Genomic DNA, 25,087 nt, shown 5'->3' with positions numbered 1-25,087 from the left:
TAAAGGTATTTTGATTTATACTTTGAGACATGGTAGGGTCTCCTTTCTTGATTTTTTGTCCAATTTCGAGGGTACCCTACCTCTTTTTTTATCTCAACTATTTTACACAAACTATTTTACGTCATCTAAGTATTAGATTAGAAACAGATATATCCTATTCAGAAGATATATCTGTTTTTTCGTTTGAGTAAAGTTTAAATTATGTTCCCTAACAAATCACATAAATTTTTATAACCAATAGCAGTTTCTAAAAATTTAAAGAACCTATTGTTGCTAATGTGAAATAATTAACAGTGATAGGTTCTTTCACAGGTGATTTGATTAATTTTCAAGTGATTTCCGTAGCTCATTAACTTTCTTAAGCTCGAGACCAGTTAATTCAGATATCTCTTCATCCGAATAGTTTCTTTCTAAAAGCTTCTTCACAAAATTTCGTTCTGCTTCTTTCATTCCTTTCTCTATACCTTTTTCCATGCCTTTTTCCATACCTTTTTCCATGCCCCTCTTTGTCGCTTCTTCTTCGATTTCTCTAAACAATCTTCCAAACGTCGGAGTGTCTCTTAACTTTTCCATTCCCATTATTTTTCCTTCCTCCTTTTCATTTTGTGCGATTGGTAATGATTCGTACAGTTTTTCCTGGAATTCCGGTGGTATTTGCAGGATATAATCGATAAAGTATAACAAGGCTGAAAGATAAGTTCCGCGATTTGAATATTTTTTGAATGCCAGGCTGATGAGTTTCTGCTTAAAGTGGAACTTTTTTTCATTATCTTTATCTGTCTTTCCAGTGTTTTTACTGACATAAATTCCCGCAAGAACAGCTAAAGCGAATGGATTATCAGATCTTTTCAGCTCCTCCTCATCTTTTCCATAAAATCGATAAGTATTATATGCATAGGTTAGTTCTGTTCCATAAAAAGAATAATGAAACGAGTCTTTATGATGCTGATGGCTTGCATCGGTTAGAAGGGCGATGGAATAAATCGGTTGATTGTATTTATCGTAGATTCGGTAAAAATATTTAAACATACGTTCAGCAAAGACTTGTTCTCCTATGGCCTGCACTTCGATATGGATGAAGACATATTTTTCTTCTCCGTTTTTCAGCAGCACTTTGACTAATTTGTCCGTATAATTTCTTCCTTTTCTCGAATCAATAACAAACTGAAAAAGTTCCAGATTCAAGAAGTTTGCTCCTTTTTCCAAATCAATTTCCGGATACAAATCATGTGCAAAATATTCGATAAATTCCCGAAACAATTCCTCAATCAAATCTTTCCAGAGCCCATCGTAATCCGTATTTCTTTCACGGTAAGTCTTTTTATTTTCTTTTACTATTGTCGGCATTATTTTACCACGTCCCCAAGTAATAATAAATTTATTTTAATTGTATAGACTTTGTAGGGAAAAGCAAAACCGTAAAATAGGAATTTCCCTGTACATAATCAATGTATAAATAGATTTTCAAACCCGTATTTTACGTTTTTCAACCATTGAACAACATTTATATTGATTTTTTGGTAATGTTAAATCATTGTTAAATTTCTGATTCGAAGGTACATTTCCTTCTGCAGATAAACAAAACGGCAAAGGCTCCATTGGTCTGCACTTTGCTCTAAAATAAATTCATGAGTTTAATTTTCATCTAAATCATAGATATAAGTCATTTGATCATCAGTTTTTTTTAGAAATCTGTCAAAAACGTTATATCCTCAACCAGCACTCCCGGAATGTCAAGTAGCCCCTCCTCATCTGGAACAATAGAAATATCATTCTATGAGAAAATATGTGTATATCTCAGACCACTCAAATACAATCTGTAAATAAACATGTAATTGGGAAAAAAGAGAATCCGTCAGCGATAATGACTTCCTCTCTTCGTTTCAGCAATACAATATTGTTCATCTATGCATACATCTGCCAAATAATCAGCCAAGCAATAAACAAAATGCTGCTGATACAAGTCAGTAGATATCCAACCTTCTTCCATTTCGATAGCCGAGCTTTTTTCCAGACTATTATCACCATAACAATGGAAATTAAACTGATTATAGTAAAAACATAGTTACCTATAAAATGGATAAGCAGCTCTGAAGAAGCCCGCATTGGGTTAGATAACATGCGTACAGCTAACACCGCTAAATTAACCGCTAATGCCGTTCCTGAAAGCGTCATCACCCAGTTCCATTTTGTAACTGCCGTTGCTCTTTGTTTCCTTCTCTTTCGTAAAAATGCCAGCACCATTAAAACAAATGGAGAAATCAGAAAATATACCATGAACCAAATAAACAGTCCTAAGCTTATGAAAAGAAAAGGTTTACTTTTATCCATAGCCACATAATCAGCATAAACAGTTGAAATTTGCTCTGCTTCTCCATCATTCACATGAAAATACATCACATTGTTTGGGATAAAAATATCATTTCCACTTTTTAACTTATAGACATATGGACTTGTTTGCACATAAGTTGCTTTAAAACCTGCTAAACCCAATTCAATTTCATTGTCGTTAATAGATTGAACATCCAATGGTGCTAAATAGGCATAAAGATTCATAAAACCATTATATGTACGGCGTGCCGTTAGATAAGATCCTTCTACTTCAGACGTTGAAGGAAGATTTTCTTGCACCGTTTGATCCCCCCTTCCAACTAATTCATCTATCAGCCCATATGAAAGATCTGTTTCAGCAGCCTGATTAGTCAAAACGATAATTGCAAAATTATCTTCCGGTACGATTTGCATATTACTGGAATAAGCAACGGTATTTCCTGCATGCGTTAACCCTCTGTAAGCACCATCGTATTCCCAGAAACCATGAGCGAGTCCTGGAACACCCTCCTCAGGAGAATAACTTGTTGAAAGCAGTTCAGATAGTGTTCCGTTTTCTTGGAATAAAGAAGTCTCCTCCGACTCAGGCGGCATCAAAGCCTGTGCAAACTTTGCTAAATCTATCGCTGTTCCATTTATTCCTCCACTCGGATAAACGGAAATATAAAAAGGCTGCGATTCTGTAAAATCACCGTTCTCTCCAGTTAAATATCCTTTTCCTTTATTAAGCATAATTTCTTGATCATCTTCAACAGGCAAATGCATGGTTGAATAGCTCATTCCTAATTCTTCAAAAATATGTTCATCCACATACGCATAAAAAGGCTGACCGGTGATGCCTTCCATAATATAAGCGGCTAAGGAAGTAGAATAATTGGAATAGGCAACAACCTCTCCAGGCTTATAAACCTGTTCTGGTTCTGCTAATTTCAAGGATTCCTCCAAAGGTTCTAAATGTTCTGGAGAGTCAAATGACAAATCAAAAATATACTCTTCAAAGCCTGCATTATGATGCATTAAGTTTAGCATGGTAATGGGTTCATCAAAATGTAACTTGGTCAGAAAATCATCCGGTAAATAGGTTCGGATATCTTCCTCTAAATCCAGTTCTCCTTGCTCAGCAAGTTGCATAGCGGAGACCCAGACGAATAATTTTGTAATCGATCCCCATTCGAGAACCGTTGTCTCTGGATCCATCCGAATTTGATTTTCTACATCAGCATAACCATAGCCTTTGGATAGGACAATTTCGTTATCTTTGATAGCAATAATTGCTGCGCCTGCTACGGTATTTCCTATGTATTCTTCTGCATAATCGTCTACAAATTCCTCCAGTTCCTCAATTGGGATACCGGATGGTGTTGTATCTTCTGCTGCTGAAAGCGTGCGTGGTAAACATAAACCTAATAAGAGTATATAGAGAAAAACATGGATTCTTTTTACCATTTGCTTCCCCTCTTCCCTTTTCTTCTTTTTCAAATTACTAGTTTAATATTCATCATAACATTAAAGAACATGTTCTGACAGTTATTATTTAAAAAATTCTAATAATTATACAACTTTGATTTCCCGTAATATGACAGAAAAAGGAAAGTCACCGCATTGTTTGATGTTAAAAAGGAATTTACTAAGACAGTCTATTCATCAAATAATCCTCTTTAATTAAATTCTGCTTTCCACTTAACAATACTTCTTCAAAGAATCTTTGAACCTCTTTTTAATTATTAGTATAGTTAAACGAAAAACAACAGCTATATACCTCAAGCTGCCGTTTTTCTTCACTAATCTTTTTATAAAATTTTAATCATAAGGTAATTCCACCACAATCGTTGTCCCTGACTCCGGCTCGCTATTCACTTCAATAGATCTTTCATAAGCAGTAATGATTTGCTGGACAATTGCCATTCCGAGTCCGGTTCCTTCTGAACACGATTCTGTAGAAGTTCCTCTATAATAGCGGTCAAATAAATGGCTGACTATATATTCGCCCATGCCATTGCCACTATGATAAAGAAATATTAGCTGAATTAATTATTGGTGTTAAAACAATGTCGGGAAAAACTTGACACATACGATATATTTCTATGTTTAGAAATCAATAAAAATAAGTGTTTATATACATTCCTAAATAGATGAAGATGTTATATTGATGATACGTATTGAAAGGAGTGGGAATAAAATGATGGAAGAATACAGGTCAATCGCCAATCGAATCATAATCATTGGAAGTCCGGGCGCAGGTAAATCAACATTATCCACTCAAATTGCTCAAATAGGAAACATTCCTTTGCTACATTTAGACAGCATTCAATGGATTGACAATGAAACGAATGCCTCTCAAGCAACTTTTGATGCAAAATTGAAAGAAGAAATCAAAAAAGACCAATGGGTTATTGACGGTAATTATGCCAGAACGCTAGAATTGCGAATGAAACGTGCAGAAATGGTTATTTGGTTAGATCTCCCCCGGAGCGTCTGTTTATATCGTATACTCAAGCGTTATGTGAAAAATAAAGGAAAGAAGAATCCACACGGAAATCCGGATAGACTAGACTTTTCTTTTCTCCGTTTTGTTTGGAATTTTAAGAAAGAAAATGATTCTAAGATAAAGTCATTGAAGATTAAATATCAGGAGCAGCTTCATTTCATGCCTATTCATTCTGGGCGACAGCTCAAAGAATTCATGAAAAAATTTGAAACCAAGCCTTAGCAGAAATATATATGTCGATATGTACGTATGTTTTTGAAACGAAACTTCATTCTATAGCGGGGATTTTGATACGATAAAAAAGAGTGGTCTCACTAAGACGTTAGCGAATGCCACTCTCTTAATAAAAGGGGTTTAGTCTCAAGCTCCCTATGGATGTAAATACGGTTTTACGTCGCTATGGAGCTCACGTGTTTTATAGACGATTTTACGAATACTATCCATCGACAGATTATAGGTTTGCTCCAATTCCTCAAATGAATAGCCTTCTTCATATAATCGGTAAATCTCTTCATTTCTTTCAGCCAGGGCAAGACGTGATCCATTCGCTTCTCCCCATCCCGCACGCTGGTTGGTTTGCTTCGGAATATAAATAAGCTCTCCTTGAATATATTTCTGGAGCTCCTTTAACAAATGAGGTGGAAGCACCTCTCTTCCATTTTTATATGACAAGCTAGAACATCCTTTCTATCAAGATGTATGGTCCGGACATGCATTAATTTCTTATCCATCATTAAAACTCCTTTCATTTGGTTTTATTTTACGTAAGCCTTTTCATTTTTAGTATACATGAGTTTAGGAAAGAAAAGGAGACCGCAAAATAAATGCGGCCCCGTTTTTTATGATTTCCGCTATGCGAAAATCACCTCATATTTTGTGATCAATTTCAATCAGCCTCCTTTCCGAAATTCTATCGGTCCGACACCCTTATTAACTCATATAATCCCCCTTCTGAACAAGGGGGAAAACGATTATAATTATTTTTTACCTCTTTCTGTGATTCATCATTCCCTGATTCAGCCAACCCGCCACTAACATGTATATTCTATCCAAAGTAATAATCTGCTGCTGGTATTCTTAGCTCCTAATCAAGCTTTCCGTAAAGAACAACTCTATGATAACATTTGGGGAACACATGAATATGGTGACATCAATACAGATACGATTCATATACAAAAAATCAGAGAAAAACTGAGGTACAGCAGCTATATCACTGCTTTACGCGGAATAGGCTATCGTTATCATCACTGCTTGTATACCATTTCCGCTTATATTGAAGCGTTACAGGATGGCATGGCAGAGAGTTCGGAGGAAGAGCAGCGTTATTTAAAAGTCATTCAAAAAAAGGTACATGTATTAAATGAACTTTCCAATCAATTAAGCTTAAGCTACGAAACACCGGACACCATTCATTTGGAAATCTATGAATGGGCAGTGGACTGGCTGGAAAGCATTCTTGTGTAATGCCAGACAACGGATATACATCCCCAATTACATAGGATTTTTGAACGGTTTTATACGGTAGAACTGCACAATGCCGATGGTCATCTGGGTTTAGGACTTTATATAACGGCTACACTTGTTCAAGCGATGGATGGGAAAATAACAGCCGCAGTGAAAGATGGCCGGATATATTTTTAAATTACTTTTCCAATTGTAAAGATTTAATTTTATTCATCGATTTCTGTTCTAGATAGAGAAAAGCATTCAAAAGATTTTCTTCTGAATGCTTTTCCCTTTTTAATACCTTTTCTTCAATTTAGGAATAACTTATAGCTCTGAAACATTGATAACACCTGCTCACCAGTTAAACAATTTATATTTGTTACCCCGGCATGCTTCAATGTCTTTTTAAACTGATTTTTTGTAAACAGCTTATAATATTCCTTATTTACCAGTTTATAAACAAAATACTGATACAATTCTCTATCTCTCAAATGAACTTTAGATACTTTTCTTCTAAGCCGAATTAAAACAGAATTTATCCTAGGCTTAGGATGAAAATAGTCACGGGGTATTATTTTTAAAACGCTAATATCAACCTCTGGAAATAATAGTAATCCTAAAGCTCTTCTATAATCTGTCAGCCGCTTAAGAAAACCTTCTTCAACAATCAAAAAGCTATCTGTAGCAACACTTCCGAAGACAATCTTCTTCACTATTTTCGTACTTATATTATAGGGAATGTTTCCATAAATTTTATACGGCTGATTTCCTTTTGGAAACGTATAATTTAATATATCTGAGTTAACGACCGTAAAATTATTAGAACTGCTGATTGACCTTTCTGTTATTGATGCAAGTTTAGGATCTATTTCAACAGCTGTGATAAAATAACATCTCTTCACAATTTCTCTCGTGAAATGACCTTTTCCTGAGCCAATTTCAATAACGGTATCCTTTTTACATATATTCGTTCGAGATAATATATCATTAATATGCTTTTTCGACGTAATGAAATTTTGACTATCTTTTGGATTTATTTTGTTCATTATAACCCTCTATCCCATTGGTTATAACGAACTTTATTTATCGTTCATTATAACCATTTCATATTTTTCTTGGTTTATAATGAACTTTTTTAACAACAGCAATGCTGCAAATTCCCATGTCTATCCTCCTTTCGAAAATTTTAGAAGAACAGACAATTATCTATTACTGCGATAGACGCAATTCCCATTACAATTACCTCCAAATATAATATTACAGATTGATTATAACAGATGCTTGCATTTAAAAACAGCCTAACTCTATCATTCTGCTATTGGCAATACACTCTGTGCAGCCAAACCTCCATAGTGACTCTTGTCAATAACGACTTCAACGCCATGCGAATAGAAATAATCTACTTTTCAATCAGCAATCCCAGACCATGCCTAATCTCTCAAGAACGATTGCTCCCAAGCATATAGTGCGGAGTATTATATTTCTTTCTGGCGGCTATCGTCCTTTCTGCTGAATTGACCGTTCTCAAGCAATATAATACTCAACCCATTAACATGATAAAACTTCATTCGTTCTTCCAAGTCCATTTTTTAACTCCAAATTATTACCTCCACTAATTTTGCAGTGTTAATATAATGGCTGTATCACATATATTTAAATAATTAAACACTTATTTCATGATTTTCAGGATGCTTTTCGAATGTTTGACCATCCCAAGCAATTCCATCCCCTTTTTTGCATCTTTTGTTAATTTCGTCCCTGCTATTTTTTTAATTTTTTCTTCCGCATTTGAATAATTACCAACCTCGAATAATGGTTGCGGATCATATTCTATCGCGAGTTGAATCGCTTTCGTTTCATCTTCTCCAACAAGCTTATCTGATAAATATAAAGCCATATCTATACCCGCTGATACTCCCGCAGCAGTGATATATTTTTCTTGCTCTACTATTCTCTCTCTGACTGGTATTGCTCCAAAATCACTTAGTAAATTTATAGGCTTCCAGTGTGATGTTGCTTTTAATCCGGTGAGTAAACCTGCTGAAGCCAATAACATGGATCCTGTACATACCGATGTCGTCCATTTTGAGGTTTTATCTATTTCCCTTATCCATTTCAATACCGGTTCATTTTTCATTTCTTTTATAAATCCAATTGTTGAACCTGGAATTATTAAAATATCAGCATTTTTTATTTCATCAATACATTAATATCTATAAAACCTGAATCAACTTTTATTTCTCCCTTTCTTTCTGCGACAAAGCACACTTCTGTATCCCTCATATTTCTTAAAACCTCGTAAGGCCCAATAGCATCAAGCATTGTTATGCCATTATATAAGTAGATGACTATTTTCATAATTGCCTCCTTCTTTTTCGTTTATTTTACTGTTAAAAATTCTATTTTGAAATATAATTGCCTGTCGTCAGAGCTGTGTATTCCAATATTCAGAAAAACAATCTCTATGTTAGTAAAAAGGATATATGTCTTATATAATAAGCATATATCCCCTTCGTTAAATCTAGTAATATAACAGAGCAGCAAGCTCTAATTGGAAAGGATAAGGTTAGAAACAACTATTTTTGACCATGATTCCAACTCGTCAAAATGTTGTTTTAACTCCTCTTTTGTCATCCATATCCCCGTAAGCTCTTCTTCCTCTGATTGAATATCTTTACTATTTAATTCTATTTCATAAATAATCCCCAGATGATCACTATCGACACCATCATTCGTTTTAATTATACCTTTCATTTCCAGCTTTTTAACCTTTTCTGCTTTTATTCCAGCCTCTTCTTCCAGTTCACGCCAAAGTCCGTTTTCAATAGAACTTTGAATATCTCCGGCTACTGCATCCATTTCCCCGACGTGTCCCCCGAGAAACCCTTTTTTTCCGGCAAGTCTGCTTTCGCCGACACCTGCTCCACGCAGTATAAAAAAGTATTCCTCTTCATATCTAACAGCGACGTATGGGATCGGGTGCCTTTGGTTCGGGTGGTATTCCAATAAACTCCGTTCTTTTATTTCATAATCTATTAAAGGCAGTTTCTTTGCTTTACTGAACCCCAATGGGATACTGTCTAAGTCAGCTTCTTTAAAATATAATATTTTTTCCGCTGTACTTGGTTTTTTCTTTTGTAAAATTTCCGATTTAATCTTATTTAAATACTCCCACTCATCTGATTCAACAGGATACTGTGACCTCGCAGCTAGTATTTCTTCCAGACTTTTTTCTTTGAGAAAATTTTCATCGTTTTTAAGAAAGTTGGCTGTCTCCTTCTTTTTAATAGAAGAATACATCGTTTCTTTATTTGTCATAACATCACCTTTTCTCTAAAACTAGAGGTCTCTTTTCATTTATTTAATGAAGCTGAAGATAGCCGTTCCAACAGGTTTCTTAGGGTAAGTACTTGCAACCCCAGAAATACTACTCCACCAGCTTATTCTGAAAAGCATAAATCACAGCTTGCGTCCGGTCGTTAACTTCTAATTTCCCTAAAATATTGCTAACATGAACCTTCACTGTTTTTAAAGCAATAAACAGTTCATCCGCAATTTCTTGATTGGACTTCCCTTTTGCCACTAATAATAAAATTTCCTTTTCCCGTTCCGTTAATTGTTCGTGTAAGGCTTTCTCCTGCTTTGTTCGCATCCGATTCATAATTTTCCCGGTAACTTCCGGTTCCAGGATAGATTGCCCCTCGTGGGTTGCTCGAATCGCCTTGGCAATCTCTCCAGCTTTTGATGTTTTCAGCATATAACTTGTTGCTCCAGCTTCTAAGGCAGGATAAACCTTCTCATCATCCAAAAAACTGGTAACAATAATAATTTTTGCTTCCGGCCAGGCTGCCATTATTCTCTTTGTTGCTTCAATTCCATCCATTTCCTTCATCACAAGATCCATAAGAATGATATCTGGACGAAGCTCTAAAGCTAAGTCTACTGCACTTGAACCGTCATCCGCTTCTGCAATCACGTCAATATCTGGCTGAGAAGAAAGATATGCGGATACGCCGATACGTACCATTTCATGATCATCAACAAATAAAACTTTAATCATTGGATGTATCTTCCTTTCTTAAAATAGGGACTTTTACTTCCAAACGTGTGCCTTCATTAGGTAAACTGATAATTTTTAATATACCACCCACTTCATAAGCACGTTCACGCATATTCTGCATTCCATAAGAACTCGTTTTAACAGCTTCAGCCTGAAATCCAACTCCATCATCAGCAACACGTAAAATGATATTTTCATCTCTTTCAATTAATAGAACTTGCAGTTTGGTCGCCTTCGCATGGCGTAAGGTATTGGAGATAGATTCCTGAAAGATGCGGAATAATTGATCTTCGACGCCTTTATCTATCTTAAATTCCTCTACTTTCGCATCAATTTCCAAAGGTACTTTTTGTGTTAATTCATGTAAGAGCCCTTCTACTCCTTCTTGTAACGACTTGCCTTTTAATGCAACAGGACGTAAGTGTAATAAAAGCGCACGCATTTCCAATTGCGATTGGTGAATCATTTTTTCAACCATTGTTAATTGTTTATTTAAAGCCGGGTCCTCCGGCGGTCCTGCTTCATTTATCGCAGACATCAACATCGAAGCCGCAAATAGCTGCTGACTGACAGAGTCATGCAGTTCCCGGGCTAGACGATTTCTTTCTTGCACAACGACATCTTGTAGGCTTTGTTCACGCTCATTTGCTCTTTCTGTCGCAATTCGCTGTGCATGCTCTGTTTGCGCTCTTAATTTTTCTTGGAGCTGATTCATTCGATTGGATATCGCATCAAGCTCTTTGGGAACTTCCTCCATTTCTGGATGTCTGTCTCCTTGGATAATTCCTATAAGCATCTTCTCTATTTGCTTTAAGATCCCTTTCCAATACCAGCCAATGATCGCACCGATAATGGAACCGAACGTTATACTAAAAGCAAATACAGTCAGAAGAAAAGAAACATCTCCTATTTTTCCTTGCCAAAGTACTTTCCACCCCAGTGCGTCATCTATGGAGAAAGTAATAAAAGTTAATAGAACCATGGAAACAGCTAAAATGAAACTACAGGCAATAGACAAGAGGACATAACGAATAATTGTATTCATACGCGTTTCACCTCAATATCTCCCGAAAATAAAGAGGTAACTATTTTCACTCTTGGATAGGTAATGTTATAATCCTTCGTTTCATAGTGAATGGATTTATTCATCAACCGGCTGTGATACGCGCCAAAAATCGAAGCTCTGCCGAAAACAGAGCTATGATGAATGCTGACTTCCACTTCATAAGGAACATAAATCTCAATATTCCCTACTACATGACGAATAGAGATAATCGCTGTATCATTTGGCAGCACCGTGTTACTTAAATCTATGATACGATCCCCGTAAATACCCTGCATATTGACATCTTTCCATTGATAAGCCGTTTCTTCTGTCCGAAAATCATCAAAAAAGCGTTCATCGAATAAAGAATCAATTTGAATGAGAGGCTCCTCATTCAAACTCGCATTATTTGGGAATTCTGGTTTTACTTTGCTTGGTTCCTTCGTTGATTTGATATAGTTTAAAATTAAAAAGACAATCGTAACAACCACAAAAAAGCGAACTGCAAGTAAATTGAAAAATGCAAGGACAAAACTAATCATTGAAATCGCAAATACAATTTTCCACCATAAGGTATGAAGCCTTTTCCAGCTAAAGTAAACAAAGAAACCAGAAATGACAGCAGAAACTAATGAGCCGCCATGAAAAAAGACGATTTCAAAAATAAGGAGAATAGCGCCAGTAATCAATATCCAATTTAAATTTTTCGTAGTAAGTTGTTTGAACATGCTCCATTCTCCTTTCATTTCGTATGTAAAATATACAGGCGCAAGAACAACTTGCGCCTGTATAAGTATATCATGAATTTTTATTTCAACCTACAAATTCTAGGCTTCTTCATTTCCCTTTTCTGCTAACTTCTTTTCCAGTGCTGCAATTTTATTGTCAAAAGTACTTTGGTAGTAAGAGCTATTTACTCTGTACTCCAGATTTTCAATATATTGCTCCATTTCTTCAAACTTGGAGAAGGGTTTTTCGGGTGATTCCTCAACAACCCGGTTGATTTGGTGGTTTGCTTTAGCGATATTTTCACGTCCCATTAGTTCCATACGGCGCAAATGCATATCTTTTAAGCGATGCTTCATTTCTTCATATTTTTGCTCCAGATTTTCAAGTTGTGTAATTGCTTCCTCTCTGGATGCTTTCATGCGGTCTGCACGGTTTTGATATTCTTCATGCTCTTTTAAGGCAAATTCATGCATTTCTTCTTCTTGTGCACGCTCTGCTATTTGCGCTTGTTTTAGACGTTTATCGGCAAGATCTTGCGCCTTCAAATACTCACCTGCAAATTCTTCTTTTAACTTATATTGGCGATCAATCAGCTTTCTTACTTTTTCCTTTTCTTGTTCGCTTTGACGTAAATAATGATTTAACGCTGCAATCGGATTTTTTTGTTCCTTCTTATCCATCATAGTGTGAAGATCTGCTGAAATAGAATCCTTTATTCGAGTGAAAATATTTGTTGACATAAACAATCTCTCCTTATTATTTAGTGATTTATTTATTTAACTCTGCCCACTGTTTTTCAAAGTTAGTGAATGGGTCATCCTCTTCTTTAATTTCGTGGACAACAGAGCTTTCCGGTGTGTTCCAATTTTTATAGATAAGGTAAAGCGCATATGCTGCGGCAACACCTAAAACGGCATAGATGTTCGAGAATGTGATGCTTAGTACGATTAATCCTAAAATCACCCATCCTATTTTGGCAGCAACTGAATCTGTACTGATAAATTTTTTAAAGCATAAATAAAGTAACCATACGCTTAATGCTAGTAATACCATTGGACCAAGATTTGCAAGAAGTACAAGCAAAGCTACAAGCCCTCCGATAAATAACATAAATTTTTTCATTTACGTTTTCCTCCTTTCATTATCGTATCTTTATCTTACCGAGTAATGCTTTTTTCCGTAATGAGCCTGAGAAATATCTTTGTCTAAGCCTTAAGGTCTATTTGCTTCTAAACCGTTACTGCAGTACTGTAATAAGTTTCGAGAAATTCCCACCAACTCAAAAATGGAATGATACCTTCGACTTGAGATACCATTCCATTTCTATTCCGTCTATTCATTTTTAAATGTAAGACCTGTTTCATTTAAAGCCTTAGTTAATTTTGGCAGGGATGCTGGACCTATCCCGTGCAGGCCCAAGATTTCTTTCTTTGTATGAGCTGCCAACTGTTCTTCCGTTGTTATACCTTCATTTACGAGAGCTCTTCTTGCTGGAGCGGAAAGATCTGCAAGAAAACCTCATTCTGGCTTATTTTCCTTTTCACAAACCGGACAACTTTTACAATCAGAACTCTTAAAAAAAACATGCCCTTTCTGACATATTTTCCGTTGCTTTTGACTGGTCATTTAACTTCCTCATTTCTTATTTTCATTATATGAAGAATGAATTCCTAACAACTTTAGTTTACATAATATAATTATGGTAACTTAAAAGATAATTTTATACATGTTTCTCCATAATAATTTCTCCCTCTGGGTCATATTCGCCTGTTCGCTTGAAAGCGTGCTTTTCATATAAATGTTCAGCTTGCTTATTTCCGGGCACAAAGCTTAAGCGAATCAAATCCACAGAGTAATTATCCTTGATGTACTTCTCAATTAATGGGATAAAGCGATTTGCATAGCCTCTTCCCTGGTAATGGGAGTCAATCATGAAACGGTCAAACCATATGCTTCTGTTGTCCTCACAGTAAAAACCGACCATTGCATAGCCAACCGGCTTACCCTCGTCGTATAAACCAAGCGATGTTGTACGCTGTTCCATAAGGCCTTCTGCTAAACAAAACGGCACACTTTCTATAAAATCTTTTTGATTTTCTGCTACTTTTAACGCAGCAATTTCTCTCCAATTTTCTCTATTTACTTCTTCTATATAAATTGACACTTATTTACACCGCTTTCTCTTCGTTTGCTCTCCATCATTATAAGCCAAACTTCCAATTGTTGCATTAACAGCAGAATGGAAAAATCCCCTCATACTTTCCTAACCAGTATGAGGGGATGATAGCAGGTACATTTTTGAGTTACTCGGCCAGTGCTTCTCTAACTTCCTCTCGAAATGCTTCCTCGGTTAATAATTTATCATGTAATGTTTGAACCTGTGTGGCAACTATCTCTAGCTCTGAAAGTCTGAGGTTGTTCGTAAATAATATCATTTCGAAACGATTACCATTCCTGTCTTCTACATATACTGCCTGATTGAGAACAAAAGCGGTACTTCCACCTTTTTGCGCTGCACGTACAATCGAATCATCTTCTGTTTCTATGCTGAAGATGGCATCTAATTCTTCGTAAAATGCGTCAGAATAATGCTCTTTTTTATTTAGCATGGTCATTATTTTATGATAGTCTTCTGCCGTGGAATGGGCCAGACGATCTGACCAAACCTTTTGAATGGACATATCAAGAAATGCAATAGCGTCTTCTCTTTGTTCTTTACTTAAGGGCTTCTCTTGCCATTCTTCAAAAATATCGACAGCTGTTTGCCGGTAAGAATCATCATCCAAATCACGCAAGACGGCTTCTAATTCATTTTCTTCTAAATCATTATCTTCCATTACTTTTTTCGGAATGACAATACTTGCTGTTAATGGATAGATCGGCTTATGATTAGTTAAATCCAATTCTGCAATCCGATGGTTTACTTCTTCTAAACCTAATCTTTCCATTAAATAATCTGTATTCGCATTTGAGCTAAATCTCATCATACCTTGTGCAATTTGTTCCAGAGATACTTGCTCTTCCCCCTCCAAGGTACGTTTCCAGGCTTGATGCGCTCCGCCGTCTGTATTTGGAAAATAGTACTTATCTACTTCTTCCATAGATACCTTATCAGAAGGGACGATTTTACCTTCTTCGGCTTGACTCGCAAACTCTATCGCGATAATGATTTTGACCACACTGGCAAGAGGTAAAGCTAAGTCTGGATTGATTTCTGCGATTATTTCACTATTCCAAGTTGCTATAAAAGCGACTCGGTCAGATTCTTTATTATCATGAATAAATTCCATTAATAGACCTGTATCTAAATCAAGTCTTTCTTTATCCTCATTATTTCCTTCCCTACCCTCGACTTTAGATGAATTTCGACTGTCCTTTTGCTTTTCCTCACCGTCATTAGAACAAGCACCTAGAAGAATAAGACAAACAAATAAAAATACATACCTGCTCCTCATTATTATCCTTCCTTTCCCAATTAATGTCCCGTCACATCCCTTTTTTGGAAGGTAAGCCAGGATATCACCATAAATACAAGATAATATATAATCAGGATGGTAACTGAGAAGCCAAAGGAAGTTTCCTCAACTAAAGGAGCCCCTTCAAAAATACTTCGTAAGTTTAGATGTGCTGTTAAGAGATACTTACTAATTTCGTATTTACTTACCATTAGTGTAATAATTGGTGCAGCGATATATACGGTAAGGCTTGCCGCAATAGCCATTGCACTTCCTTTGAATAAAATAGCAACCATAAAGGACAACGTTGCTATCACAATTAATGGGACAAGATAAAATAGTACGTCCTTACCAATTGCAGCAATCATGGAAATTTCCGTATAACTAGATCCCATATTATCTAAAATGATTGGATTCCATGCATCTATGCCAAAGAAGATAAGTCCAATTAACATGGATAAAATAATTGTATAAATAATTAACACAACCGAAAAAAGCAAAACGGTAATATACTTTGATGTTAGCACCGTCCCCCTTCCCGCTGGACGAATAAGTAGTAATTTAATGGTTCCCCACTTATACTCATTCGAAATGATTTTAGCAGCAACCACAATGGTAAATATTATAATTAGGTTAATTAATGAAATGTTTTCAGACAAAAACGCCCACATATCATAAGCAGGAATTTCTACTCCCATGGACTGATAGGCTTCTGCAAGTCCCTCTTGAAATGTCTCGTTAATCATTAAACTTTGATCAACAAAAAAACGAGTAATTAACGCGCTGCCAACCAGGAGGACAGCTATGAAAATATACATTGCCCAAGTAGATTTATAATGATGCAGTTTAATGAATTCGTTTTTTACTAATTGGTCTAAGTTACTCAATGACATTCTCTCCAATCAAATCGAAAAATTTGTCTTCTAATGTGTTTTTCGTTGCCTGCACCTCGTACACATTTATATGATGGTTCAATAATTCTTTTAGAATGTGAGGGACTTGCTCACGTTGGATAGCAGTTTGGATTGTCGTATCGTCGATAACCCGCACAAATAAAGAATTCTCTAATCCATCCAGATGTTCTTTCGCTGCTTTCGCCTTATCCACATAAATTAGGTATTCAGAGATATCGCTATCCTGCAGCTTTCTGTTTTTTTCTACATCTTCTACAGCAATTAAAGAACCATTTTTGATAACCCCTATCCGGTCACACATTAATTCAATTTCGGATAATAAATGGCTAGAAACAATTACACTGACATTTTCCTTTTCTGCCAATCTGCGAATATATTGGCGAATCTCCTTCATTCCAGATGGATCGAGCCCATTTGTCGGCTCATCTAAAATTAGAATGGATGGCTTATGTAACAGAGCTTGTGCGATTCCTAGTCTTTGCCGCATACCGAGTGAATAACCGCCAACCTTATCATGAATTACTTTCTCTAGGCCAACTAACCGGACGACTTCTTCAATTCGTTCTATTGATGTCCCTGGTACCATCCGGGCAAATTGTTCGAGATTCTTTCTCCCTGTTAAAAACGGGTACATCTCCGGATTCTCTACAATAGCGCCAACTTCTCGTATTGCCTCACTGAAGTCCGTTTGAATACTTTTGCCAACAATCCGGATATCTCCTTCTGTTAGTTTCATTAAACCAACCATCATTCGAATCGTAGTCGTTTTACCAGCTCCATTGGGGCCAACAAATCCAAATACTTCACCTCGCTTGATTTGAAAACTGACATTTTTAATGATTTCCTTATTTTTAATCCGTTTACTGACATTTTTCAATTCCATAGCTATTTCTGTCAATTCTAGCCCTCCTCCTGCGAATTTCACTTCTCCATTTTATACGAAATGATTAAATAAAAGTTTCATATTTACCTGTATTTTTCAATTAATCGTCAAGTCATCGCTCTTATTCCGGTTAAGAGGAAGAGAACTTGGCATGTAGTATACATCTCATTTAAAAAATGTGTTAGCTCCTATTAGGTTTGTCTAGTCTCTTTTTTTTTCCTTGCGTATATTAATTGAGAAAGGAGGGAAAAGCTATGTGTGCTAAACATCCTTGTAGAAGAAGAAGACACGACGACCACCATCACTGTGGTTGCGGCCGACGCAGAGATTATCATCATGATAGGTGTCACCACGACAAACACGATCATGATGGATGTCATCGGGACAGGCATCATCATCACCATCATCACTGTGGTTGCCGGAAAAGCTATTATAGAAGCAAAAAGAAATTCTGTTATTGTTGTAACAGATTCTACTAATTAAATCTCATCTGAAAAATTAGTCGGACGGTAAGCTTCATTCCTCACCAATTCACCCCAGCAAGAAGAGCGAAGACTCTCCATGTTGGGGTGAGTTTTATTTACTAGAAATTCGTATATAAAAGGTACAAGTCTTCTGACAGCAATAAACCTTTCATATAATCATTTAAAAATATATTATTTGGATCTATTTCTCCGCAAAGAGGTCTGTCGCTGTATTTTTTTCATCAGCTGTTCCATTTCCGTAAAATGGACTTCGTACTCCATCCCTTCATAAATATGAAATGCAAGATAAGCAGATTCTCTCTGGTAAAACGGGCTAAGCCAACTTTCATGAAATCGTTCTGAATTTAATTTTCTAGAAATTCGTTCTATTTGTACAAGAACCATCAAAAAGTTATTTTTGCATAGTTTTCTAAAGAAAATCACTTAAACTTCTTATTCTCCAATACAATTACATTGGAGTTCATGGAATGACTCGCTTTTTTCGTTTCCTCAACTAACCGGTTAATTTTTTCACAGCATTGCTTTGCACCCACAACTAGTAAAGGTTCCCCTAAAAAGTTGATATTTAATCCCCTTGATAAGAAGCCCCCGACAGTCATTGCAAGAGGTACAGTAGGAGAAGTATTAGAAAGAACAATCTTTTCATCCATAGGAGCCCTATCCTGTAATAAGGTTGCTAGTTCACTTAGAGCTGGTACGACATATTTATTATTTCTTCTGCCTATGGTAAATACAGCATTACCTTCCTCATCGATACCGTGAAAAATAAGCTTACCAAGATCGTGCTTGGTTAATTTATTAAAGTATCTGACATGAAGTATTTCTCCCTTTGTCAGTTTACGATTCAAAGGAAGTTTGTTTAAATGATAAGCTGCAGCAAGTGAAGTGGTATGTGTACCGCCATAATCATTATATATATAAATCAAACTGATTATCTCCTTTCAAAAGTCCTCAAATGCCCTTTTCTAAATCTGCCCCTTGCTTTTCCTGTTTAAAAAATGTGCCTTATGTATTTTAAATGCTCCCTTGCTATTTTTTCTCAAGCTTTATTATTATCCAATACTAAAAAGTAATACATTTTAAGCGTCCTTCCAAAGATAAAAATAAAACAAAAATTTTATCCATATAAAAAGAGGATGAACGCTTATAACAATCCATCCTCTATGCAGTATGTGCTTATTTTTTAGTGTAATTCAAATCCCAAATCACGCCAAACTTATCTCTGACTTTGGCATACTTTGCTCCCCAAAATGTATCTTGTAGCTCCATAAATATTTCACTTTCATCTTGCAAGGCATCATAGACATTCTGAATTCTTTCTTCGCTCTCCATTTCGAGCACTAAGGAAATATGATTCCCTATTTCAACAGGCTGATTAGGAAACGTGTCTGAAACCATAAAAGATAATGCATCTTTTTTAAATTGGGCATGGATAATTCTATTTTCCGCCTCAGGAGGAGTTGGATAATCCGCTTCACCGAACGTTTGCATTGATATGATTTCCCCGTCAAAAACCTCCTTATAATAATTTAATGCTTCCTTGGCATTTCCGTTAAACGTAAGATAAGGTGTTGCCTGATTTTTCATTAAAAACACTCCTTCTTTTTATTAATTACTGAAAAAATTCTCCGTGTAGAATGGCTGATCACTTTCATTAAAATCAACACCGACTCCTAGATTAGTAAAGTCTTCTTGTAAGATATTTTCTCGATGTCCAAGGGAATTTAATAAACCTTGATGAGCAAAAATACTGCTAAATTGTCCATATGCAAGGTTCTCGCCAGCGCTCATGAAGGAAATATCATCTGCTTCCATTCGTTCAAATGGAGATTGGCCTTGTAGATTGGTATGATTGAAAAAATTATTCACAGCCATGTCCGTACTATGTTTTCTTGCTGTTTCTCTAACTGCTTCGTCCCATTCTAAAACTGGAAGTTCATATCTCACTCGGGTAGCATTCGTTAAATCAAATAATTGATATTCCAGTCCTTCCCTCAATGCCTCGTTTCCAGGAGTGTAAAGCGCACTTTTTGCAGCTTCTAAGTCCTCATCAATGATTTGAATTGCAGTTACTTCATCCGCTTCGTGAATATCATAAAAAATCGTTATATAACTGCCATCCATATGGTAAACATCGTATTCCCCTTCACTTTCAATCTTATAGTTAAACCAGCCATAGCGAATCATTTCTTCCGGCTCGCCCAATGTCTCATTTACATAAGATTTCGTATCACCCAAGGTTATATCAACTTTGGAAGAGATTAAATCTTGATTGGTGAAGAGTCCCCGAACCACATCTTGTTCATCGTAGGAAACCATCATAAAGTTTTGGTAGTTTTCATGGTATGTGGACCATTTTTCCCCATATTCATTCTCGCTTTGTCTTGCTGGTTCTCCATACATTTCTTCCACTTGATCTCTTGTGTCGCCTAACTCCACGTTTCCAATTGAAAAAGATTGTTCCTCCGGAGTTGCGAGTTCTGGCTTCTCTACGGGCTCTTGCTTCGTTCCTTTATCGGATTCTATAATGGAAGCGAAAAACGAAGCAGCTTCCTCTGTTACCTTCTCAAAATGAAAGTCACTATTTATTGTATCCGTAATAAATTTCTTTGTAGAATCAAACGTATCCGTAACGGCGTCAGGGACAAATTCACTTACCTGTTCCTCCCATAACGGTTTTGTCCAAATAACTACCAATATAATTAACAACATTAAAAACAATCGCTTTACAATATCTATCCCAACCTTTTTTGTTCCATCGCTTTGTTGTTTCCCAAAGGACAACTAATATTCTATTATTTACAAAAATAGCTATGTTCATCCTTTAAAAAATAAGGTTTCAATAGCGATTTCAGCTAAATTATACTATCTTAGAATTGCTTTCAACAAACTTGAACATCTATTTTTTTAGGTGACTGTTAAAGCTTCTTCCTGAAAAAGAAAATCTGCTTCCATACTGTATACAGAAGCAGATTTCTCTCACAGGTCGCACGGTAACAAACAATCCTTAACTTATCGTAGCAAACCATACAGCTAGGAACGTTCCAATATAATTTCCTATGATATAACCTATTGTTCCTACAATTAATATCGGACCTACTAATTGCCTCCATCCTTTCGCAATGGCAAAAGCTGCAGCAGTAGTAGGACCGCCAATATTTGCGTTACTTGCCAGCAGGATTTCTTCTAAACTCAGTTTAAATACTTTCCCGAACAAAAGAGATAGAATTAAATTAATTGCTACAATAATGAATGCAAATAAGAGCAATAATGGCGCAGTATGGATAATTAAAGAGATCGAAGCTGGTATTCCAATAACCACAAAAAATAGGTGAATAAGATATGTTCCGATTTCTTGACTTCCATTTAGCTCAGATGTAAATTTGGGTAATGCAGCTAAGAAAGCAAAAGTTAATGTGGTTAATACAAGATATTGGTCACCGATTAATCCATTTAATAAGTTATTGATAAAGGATGCATCTTCTCCACTTGGGATAATAGCCGCAAAGAAATCCGCGATTTTTAAAGAAACGATTACTAGCAAAAAAGCAGTTCCCACAGAAAGCGCCATATCTTTTAAAGAGATTTCCTTCCTTTTCCAAAAGCTTTCTGCCAATGTGGAATTGTTATCACTAGTTTGATTTTGTTCGACTCCTTCAATATGCGGTGTTGGATAGCATTTCCGAATGAAATGAATCGCAGGTATCATCATTAATATAATAAATAAAAGCGCCATCATTAAGTTATCCGCAACCACGGCCGCAGAAACAATCTCTCCAGGCACTTCAAATTTGGCAACCATCGCTGCAAAATTCACGCCTCCACCAATATACGTAGCACTAAAAATACCGCTCAATTGATCTAATAAAGGAATGTGATTTCGTAATGTAAAGAAGGCCACGATGGTTCCTGCAACCGTGCCAATGGAACTCAGCAGGAAAATAAATAACAGTCTGCTGCTTTCCTTCCATAATTTTTTAATATTCACATGAAATAATAGCAGCGGTATTGCTAGCGGAACAATAATGGACCAAACTGCATCATAAACTGGTGATTCTATAGGAATGATACCTAAATTGGAAAAAGCCATCGCACCGACTAATGCAATAATTGCTCCGGTGATTTTGGAAGCCCAGTTATAACGCTGCTCTAGAAATATACTGACAGATGCCCAAATAATGATGATTCCCCATAGCGTAATCGTATCATCTGCCTGAATGAGTGTTTCTCTCATTATCTCCCCATCCCCTTCTCCAATTATTAATTTGTATTATATTTTACCATTTATCTTTATAAATGGATGGTTCTTTTACTTCAAAAAAAACCTTCCTCAACATTTTGAAGGAAGGTTTTTTACATTGTTATTTTACTTGCTCAAACAAATCTAATTTTTGATTTAAAGCGTCCAATTGTTCATCATTTAATGGTATAAGCGGCAAACGTACACTGCCAACATTGATGCCATTTCGGTTCAATGCCGCTTTAACAGGTCCTGGGCTTGGAGCAGCAAACATTTCCTGCATCACCGGCAAAATACGTTGGTGAATCGAAGCAGCTTTTTTCGTGTCGCCTTGTTCAAAAGCCGTAATCATCTCTTGCATCTCATTACCAATAATATGTCCAGAAACCGATACAATTCCAGTTGCTCCAACGGCAAGAGAAGGCAAAGTTAAAGCATCCTCTCCACTGTATACAGAAAAGCTCGTATCTGTTTGTGCAACCATTTCAGTCATCTTATCCATATCTCCGCTTGCATCTTTAATTGCCACAATGTTATCAATTGCTGATAAACGAATGACTGTTTCAGCTGCCATATCAACAGATGTTCTGCCCGGCACATTATATAACATTATTGGTAATTGAACCGCATTTGCCACCGCTTTGAAATGCTCATACAAACCATCTTGAGAAGGCTTATTATAATACGGGGTTACAAGCATAATGGCATCTACCCCTGTTTTTTCAGCAGCTTGCGACAGTTCAATAGATCCTTTTGTCTGGTTGGAACCTGTACCTGCAATAACAGAAACCCGACCATTTACTTTTTCAACAGTATGTGAAAATAATGCTAACTTTTCTTCATTTGATAAAGTTGGGGATTCTCCTGTTGTTCCTGCTACCACTAATCCATCTGAACCATTCTCAATCAGATACTCAATCAAGTTATCTAATGCCTCATAATCAATTTCTTTCTTCTCATTAAACGGCGTCACCATCGCCGTGACAACTTTCCCGAAGTTCATAACAACACACCCTTTGTATAATATCAACATTACTTGATGAAAAATAGACCAATAGCACAGAAGTAAAGTGCCTTAAAACCTAGAGGGTGGAAAGTAATTAAGATAGGCGGAAGCAAGGCTCAATTTTTTCACCTGCAGCTTCCTAATTTGTCTTCTTTTATTACCATTCATTCCTTTAACTATTTCCACAAATTAAAAAGCACCAACGGAGACCGCTGCTGCTTAAACATTAAAATGTCCTCTCAGCTGATAGCCCTCCACATAGTTTCCTATATGACAGCACTGGACTTATTCAATCCAAGTACCAGTATAATAAGAATAAGGCTTATTATACTTCGGCAAATTCCCCTTTCCATATGCTTCAACGCCAGCCTATTCTGCCTCTGCATATTTACTGATGGTTTTTGCACCTCTACCATTCACCTATGAATAATGAATTTGTCTGTATTATAGCAAGAATAATGAAGAAAAACAAATGAAATATAGAGGTTTTTTTAACGAAACTTCATTCTGCAATGTTTCTCATTCCATAAGCCTTGTTTTGTATACTATAAGTCAGCATTATCCAATTTTAAACTACATTTGCAAACGCTACTTATTGGTAATCTATGCAAAATGAACAGATAGGTGATTCATCTAATTACTCGTTACATTTCTTGTAAAAAATCCATAGAGAGGTATCTCTCCCCTGTGTCAGGTGCAATACAAACTACCTTTTGCGTAGGTGCTAAACGTTTAGCAACCTCCATGGCAGCATAAATAGCCGCAGCTCCAGACGGCCCGATAAACAAACCTTCTTTTTGAGCCAGTTCTTGTAATAGGTTTAATGCTTGTTCATCGTTAATTTGGATTATTTCATCGTAAACAGCGGTATTTAAAATCTCAGGTACAAAGCCTGGGCTTGTCCCAACTAATTTGTGCGGACCGGGTTCTCCGCCTGATAATACCGGCGAACCTTTTGGCTCTACTACAGCAATATGTAAATCTGGTAAAAATTCTTTTAATGATTCCCCAGTTCCTGTTACTGTACCTCCTGTTCCGGCAGTACAGACAAAAGCATCTAACTGATGATCCATTTGTTGTAAAATTTCCAGAGCAGTTGTTTTACGATGGGCATCTGGGTTCGATATATTTTTAAATTGTTGGGGGATAAAGCTATTTGGTATCTGTTCTTGCAATTCGAAAGCTTTTTTAATTGCGCCCGGCATTTTTTCATCACTTGGTGTTAAAACCACTTTTGCACCATACGCTTTTAAAAGATTCCTTCTTTCTTCTGTACTATTATCCGGCATAACAAGAATTGCATGATATCCTTTTGCAGCTGCAACCATCGCTAAACCAATTCCAGTATTACCACTGGTTGGTTCAATAATCGTATCTCCAGGGTGAATAAGGGTTTCCTGCTCTGCAACATGTATCATATGTACTGCAGCTCGATCTTTAACACTCCCGCTAGGGTTAAACATTTCTAGTTTGACATAAATTTTTGCTGCATGTTCTGGCTGCAAATGATTTAATGCCACCATGGGAGTGTCTCCTACTAACTCTGTAATATTATCTACTACTCGCATTTTTTACTCTCCTTCCTTTTCTTCTAATAAACGTTTATCTACCGAAATTTTGGGATTTAACTTTGTTAGTTCTTTGACAAAAGTATACTTATCCTTTGGTGAAATCGCAATAAGGTCATATTTTCCGCTACGAATTTGGATACGGTCCAAAGAAAGTGCAGGGGAAATAAGCGGCATTTTAGAAACAAGAATTAATTCTATCTTTTCTGTATAAATGGTTTGTCGAATAGGACCATAATAAATAATTAAACGTTCTTTTTCAATTTTATAACCTGTACGGAACCAAAACCAAAGTAATACGACACATAGCAGTAATATAATCAAAAAACTTGTAACTTGGCCTTTGAATAGCGGAATTAAAACACCAGCAATCACGACAATCCAAAAAACTATCGTTAACCATCTATCTTTTTTCGACACAAAATACATTGTTTTCC

Annotated in this window: 27 protein-coding genes, 3 pseudogenes and 1 riboswitch; of the genes and pseudogenes, 5 read left to right on the top strand and 25 right to left on the bottom strand. The window is 36.3% G+C overall.

Features of this window, described 5'->3' with window-relative positions; genetic code table 11:
- Positions 1-321: 321 nt before the first annotated feature.
- From KI343_RS08990 to KI343_RS08980, 3 genes are all read right to left on the bottom strand, one after another.
- Positions 322-1,347, bottom strand: coding sequence for an Rpn family recombination-promoting nuclease/putative transposase (locus KI343_RS08990; RefSeq protein WP_212926069.1), 1,026 nt, complete (start codon positions 1,345-1,347; stop codon positions 322-324).
- Between the two features lie 558 nt (positions 1,348-1,905).
- Positions 1,906-3,777 (bottom strand): serine hydrolase, encoded by a 1,872-nt coding sequence (locus KI343_RS08985; RefSeq protein ID WP_212926068.1) that lies wholly within the window; start codon positions 3,775-3,777, stop codon positions 1,906-1,908.
- 354 nt (positions 3,778-4,131) lie between these two features.
- Positions 4,132-4,350, bottom strand: a complete 219-nt coding sequence (locus tag KI343_RS08980) for an ATP-binding protein (protein ID WP_280530122.1) — start codon at positions 4,348-4,350, stop codon at positions 4,132-4,134.
- Positions 4,351-4,510: 160 nt separating this feature from the next.
- On the opposite strand from KI343_RS08980, the gene KI343_RS08975 reads away from it, so the two are divergent.
- A complete protein-coding gene (locus KI343_RS08975; protein ID WP_212926066.1) occupies positions 4,511-5,041 on the top strand; it encodes a P-loop NTPase family protein in 531 nt (176 codons plus the stop codon).
- Positions 5,042-5,188: 147 nt separating this feature from the next.
- Here the strand turns inward: KI343_RS08975 and KI343_RS08970 are convergent, their stop codons facing one another.
- Positions 5,189-5,491 (bottom strand): CD3324 family protein, encoded by a 303-nt coding sequence (locus KI343_RS08970; protein ID WP_212926065.1) that lies wholly within the window; start codon positions 5,489-5,491, stop codon positions 5,189-5,191.
- Between the two features lie 375 nt (positions 5,492-5,866).
- On the opposite strand from KI343_RS08970, the pseudogene KI343_RS20585 reads away from it, so the two are divergent.
- From KI343_RS20585 to KI343_RS20580, 3 genes and pseudogenes are all read left to right on the top strand, one after another.
- A pseudogene (locus tag KI343_RS20585) lies at positions 5,867-6,046 on the top strand (winged helix-turn-helix domain-containing protein); the annotation flags it as partial.
- 66 nt (positions 6,047-6,112) lie between these two features.
- Complete coding sequence (locus tag KI343_RS20105) at positions 6,113-6,283, top strand: hypothetical protein (protein WP_244856871.1); 171 nt, start codon at positions 6,113-6,115, stop codon at positions 6,281-6,283.
- Positions 6,284-6,298: 15 nt separating this feature from the next.
- Entirely contained in the window at positions 6,299-6,460 is a 162-nt protein-coding gene (locus KI343_RS20580) for a hypothetical protein (protein WP_374705423.1), read from the top strand.
- Between the two features lie 113 nt (positions 6,461-6,573).
- Here KI343_RS20580 and erm read toward each other — a convergent pair whose 3' ends face one another.
- From erm to KI343_RS08900, 13 genes and pseudogenes are all read right to left on the bottom strand, one after another.
- Positions 6,574-7,311 carry a 23S ribosomal RNA methyltransferase Erm gene (gene erm / locus KI343_RS08960; RefSeq protein ID WP_212926064.1) on the bottom strand — a complete coding sequence of 246 codons (738 nt, stop codon included), beginning with the start codon at positions 7,309-7,311 and terminating at the stop codon, positions 6,574-6,576.
- A gap of 623 nt (positions 7,312-7,934) precedes the next feature.
- Positions 7,935-8,623: pseudogene (locus tag KI343_RS08955) on the bottom strand (DJ-1/PfpI family protein).
- A gap of 189 nt (positions 8,624-8,812) precedes the next feature.
- Complete coding sequence (locus KI343_RS08945) at positions 8,813-9,583, bottom strand: NUDIX domain-containing protein (protein WP_212926062.1); 771 nt, start codon at positions 9,581-9,583, stop codon at positions 8,813-8,815.
- A gap of 109 nt (positions 9,584-9,692) precedes the next feature.
- Entirely contained in the window at positions 9,693-10,325 is a 633-nt protein-coding gene (locus tag KI343_RS08940; RefSeq protein ID WP_212926061.1) for a response regulator, read from the bottom strand.
- Complete coding sequence (locus tag KI343_RS08935; RefSeq protein ID WP_212926060.1) at positions 10,318-11,370, bottom strand: sensor histidine kinase; 1,053 nt, start codon at positions 11,368-11,370, stop codon at positions 10,318-10,320. The genes KI343_RS08940 and KI343_RS08935 overlap by 8 nt, the downstream gene beginning before the upstream one ends.
- Positions 11,367-12,098, bottom strand: coding sequence for a cell wall-active antibiotics response protein LiaF (liaF, locus tag KI343_RS08930; RefSeq protein ID WP_212926059.1), 732 nt, complete (start codon positions 12,096-12,098; stop codon positions 11,367-11,369). The genes KI343_RS08935 and liaF overlap by 4 nt, the downstream gene beginning before the upstream one ends.
- Before the next feature lie 99 nt (positions 12,099-12,197).
- Positions 12,198-12,839, bottom strand: coding sequence for a PspA/IM30 family protein (locus tag KI343_RS08925; RefSeq protein ID WP_212926058.1), 642 nt, complete (start codon positions 12,837-12,839; stop codon positions 12,198-12,200).
- A 28-nt stretch (positions 12,840-12,867) separates the two neighbouring features.
- Entirely contained in the window at positions 12,868-13,221 is a 354-nt protein-coding gene (locus KI343_RS08920; RefSeq protein ID WP_212926057.1) for a lmo0954 family membrane protein, read from the bottom strand.
- A 210-nt stretch (positions 13,222-13,431) separates the two neighbouring features.
- Positions 13,432-13,725: pseudogene (locus KI343_RS20100) on the bottom strand (RNA polymerase alpha subunit C-terminal domain-containing protein).
- Positions 13,726-13,819: 94 nt separating this feature from the next.
- Positions 13,820-14,263 (bottom strand): GNAT family N-acetyltransferase, encoded by a 444-nt coding sequence (locus KI343_RS08915; protein ID WP_212926056.1) that lies wholly within the window; start codon positions 14,261-14,263, stop codon positions 13,820-13,822.
- 139 nt (positions 14,264-14,402) lie between these two features.
- Positions 14,403-15,554 (bottom strand): serine hydrolase, encoded by a 1,152-nt coding sequence (locus KI343_RS08910; RefSeq protein WP_212926055.1) that lies wholly within the window; start codon positions 15,552-15,554, stop codon positions 14,403-14,405.
- Between the two features lie 20 nt (positions 15,555-15,574).
- Entirely contained in the window at positions 15,575-16,441 is an 867-nt protein-coding gene (locus KI343_RS08905; protein ID WP_212926054.1) for an ABC transporter permease, read from the bottom strand.
- Complete coding sequence (locus KI343_RS08900) at positions 16,434-17,366, bottom strand: ABC transporter ATP-binding protein (RefSeq protein ID WP_212926053.1); 933 nt, start codon at positions 17,364-17,366, stop codon at positions 16,434-16,436. Before KI343_RS08900 ends, KI343_RS08905 begins: the two co-directional genes overlap by 8 nt.
- 243 nt (positions 17,367-17,609) lie before the next feature.
- Between KI343_RS08900 and KI343_RS08895 the strand changes: the two genes are divergently transcribed.
- Positions 17,610-17,834 (top strand): hypothetical protein, encoded by a 225-nt coding sequence (locus KI343_RS08895; RefSeq protein WP_212926052.1) that lies wholly within the window; start codon positions 17,610-17,612, stop codon positions 17,832-17,834.
- Between the two features lie 173 nt (positions 17,835-18,007).
- Here KI343_RS08895 and KI343_RS08890 read toward each other — a convergent pair whose 3' ends face one another.
- The 8 genes from KI343_RS08890 to KI343_RS08855 form a co-directional block, all read right to left on the bottom strand.
- Positions 18,008-18,220, bottom strand: coding sequence for a D-arabinono-1,4-lactone oxidase (locus KI343_RS08890; RefSeq protein WP_212926085.1), 213 nt, complete (start codon positions 18,218-18,220; stop codon positions 18,008-18,010).
- Positions 18,221-18,255: 35 nt separating this feature from the next.
- On the bottom strand, positions 18,256-18,762 hold the full coding sequence (locus KI343_RS08885) for a DUF3189 family protein (protein ID WP_212926051.1): 507 nt from the start codon (positions 18,760-18,762) through the stop codon (positions 18,256-18,258).
- Positions 18,763-19,012: 250 nt separating this feature from the next.
- Positions 19,013-19,423 carry a VOC family protein gene (locus KI343_RS08880; protein WP_212926050.1) on the bottom strand — a complete coding sequence of 137 codons (411 nt, stop codon included), beginning with the start codon at positions 19,421-19,423 and terminating at the stop codon, positions 19,013-19,015.
- A gap of 21 nt (positions 19,424-19,444) precedes the next feature.
- Positions 19,445-20,620: a CAP domain-containing protein gene (locus KI343_RS08875; protein ID WP_306432558.1), complete on the bottom strand. Its 1,176-nt coding sequence runs from the start codon at positions 20,618-20,620 to the stop codon at positions 19,445-19,447.
- Between the two features lie 223 nt (positions 20,621-20,843).
- Positions 20,844-22,070, bottom strand: a complete 1,227-nt coding sequence (locus tag KI343_RS08870) for a DUF819 family protein (protein WP_212926049.1) — start codon at positions 22,068-22,070, stop codon at positions 20,844-20,846.
- Between the two features lie 127 nt (positions 22,071-22,197).
- Positions 22,198-23,079 (bottom strand): 4-hydroxy-tetrahydrodipicolinate synthase, encoded by an 882-nt coding sequence (dapA, locus tag KI343_RS08865; RefSeq protein ID WP_212926048.1) that lies wholly within the window; start codon positions 23,077-23,079, stop codon positions 22,198-22,200.
- Between the two features lie 242 nt (positions 23,080-23,321).
- Positions 23,322-23,502, bottom strand: a riboswitch (Lysine riboswitch).
- Between the two features lie 224 nt (positions 23,503-23,726).
- Positions 23,727-24,650: a cysteine synthase A gene (gene cysK, locus KI343_RS08860; protein ID WP_212926047.1), complete on the bottom strand. Its 924-nt coding sequence runs from the start codon at positions 24,648-24,650 to the stop codon at positions 23,727-23,729.
- Between the two features lie 3 nt (positions 24,651-24,653).
- Positions 24,654-25,079 (bottom strand): PH domain-containing protein, encoded by a 426-nt coding sequence (locus KI343_RS08855; RefSeq protein ID WP_212926046.1) that lies wholly within the window; start codon positions 25,077-25,079, stop codon positions 24,654-24,656.
- Positions 25,080-25,087: the final 8 nt, after the last annotated feature.

This window comes from Oceanobacillus sp. J11TS1, assembly GCF_018333215.1.
Classification (GTDB): Bacteria; Bacillota; Bacilli; order Bacillales; family Amphibacillaceae; genus Oceanobacillus.
Note: the sequence above shows the minus strand (reverse complement) of the source record. Positions and strands in the feature narration are given on the sequence as shown.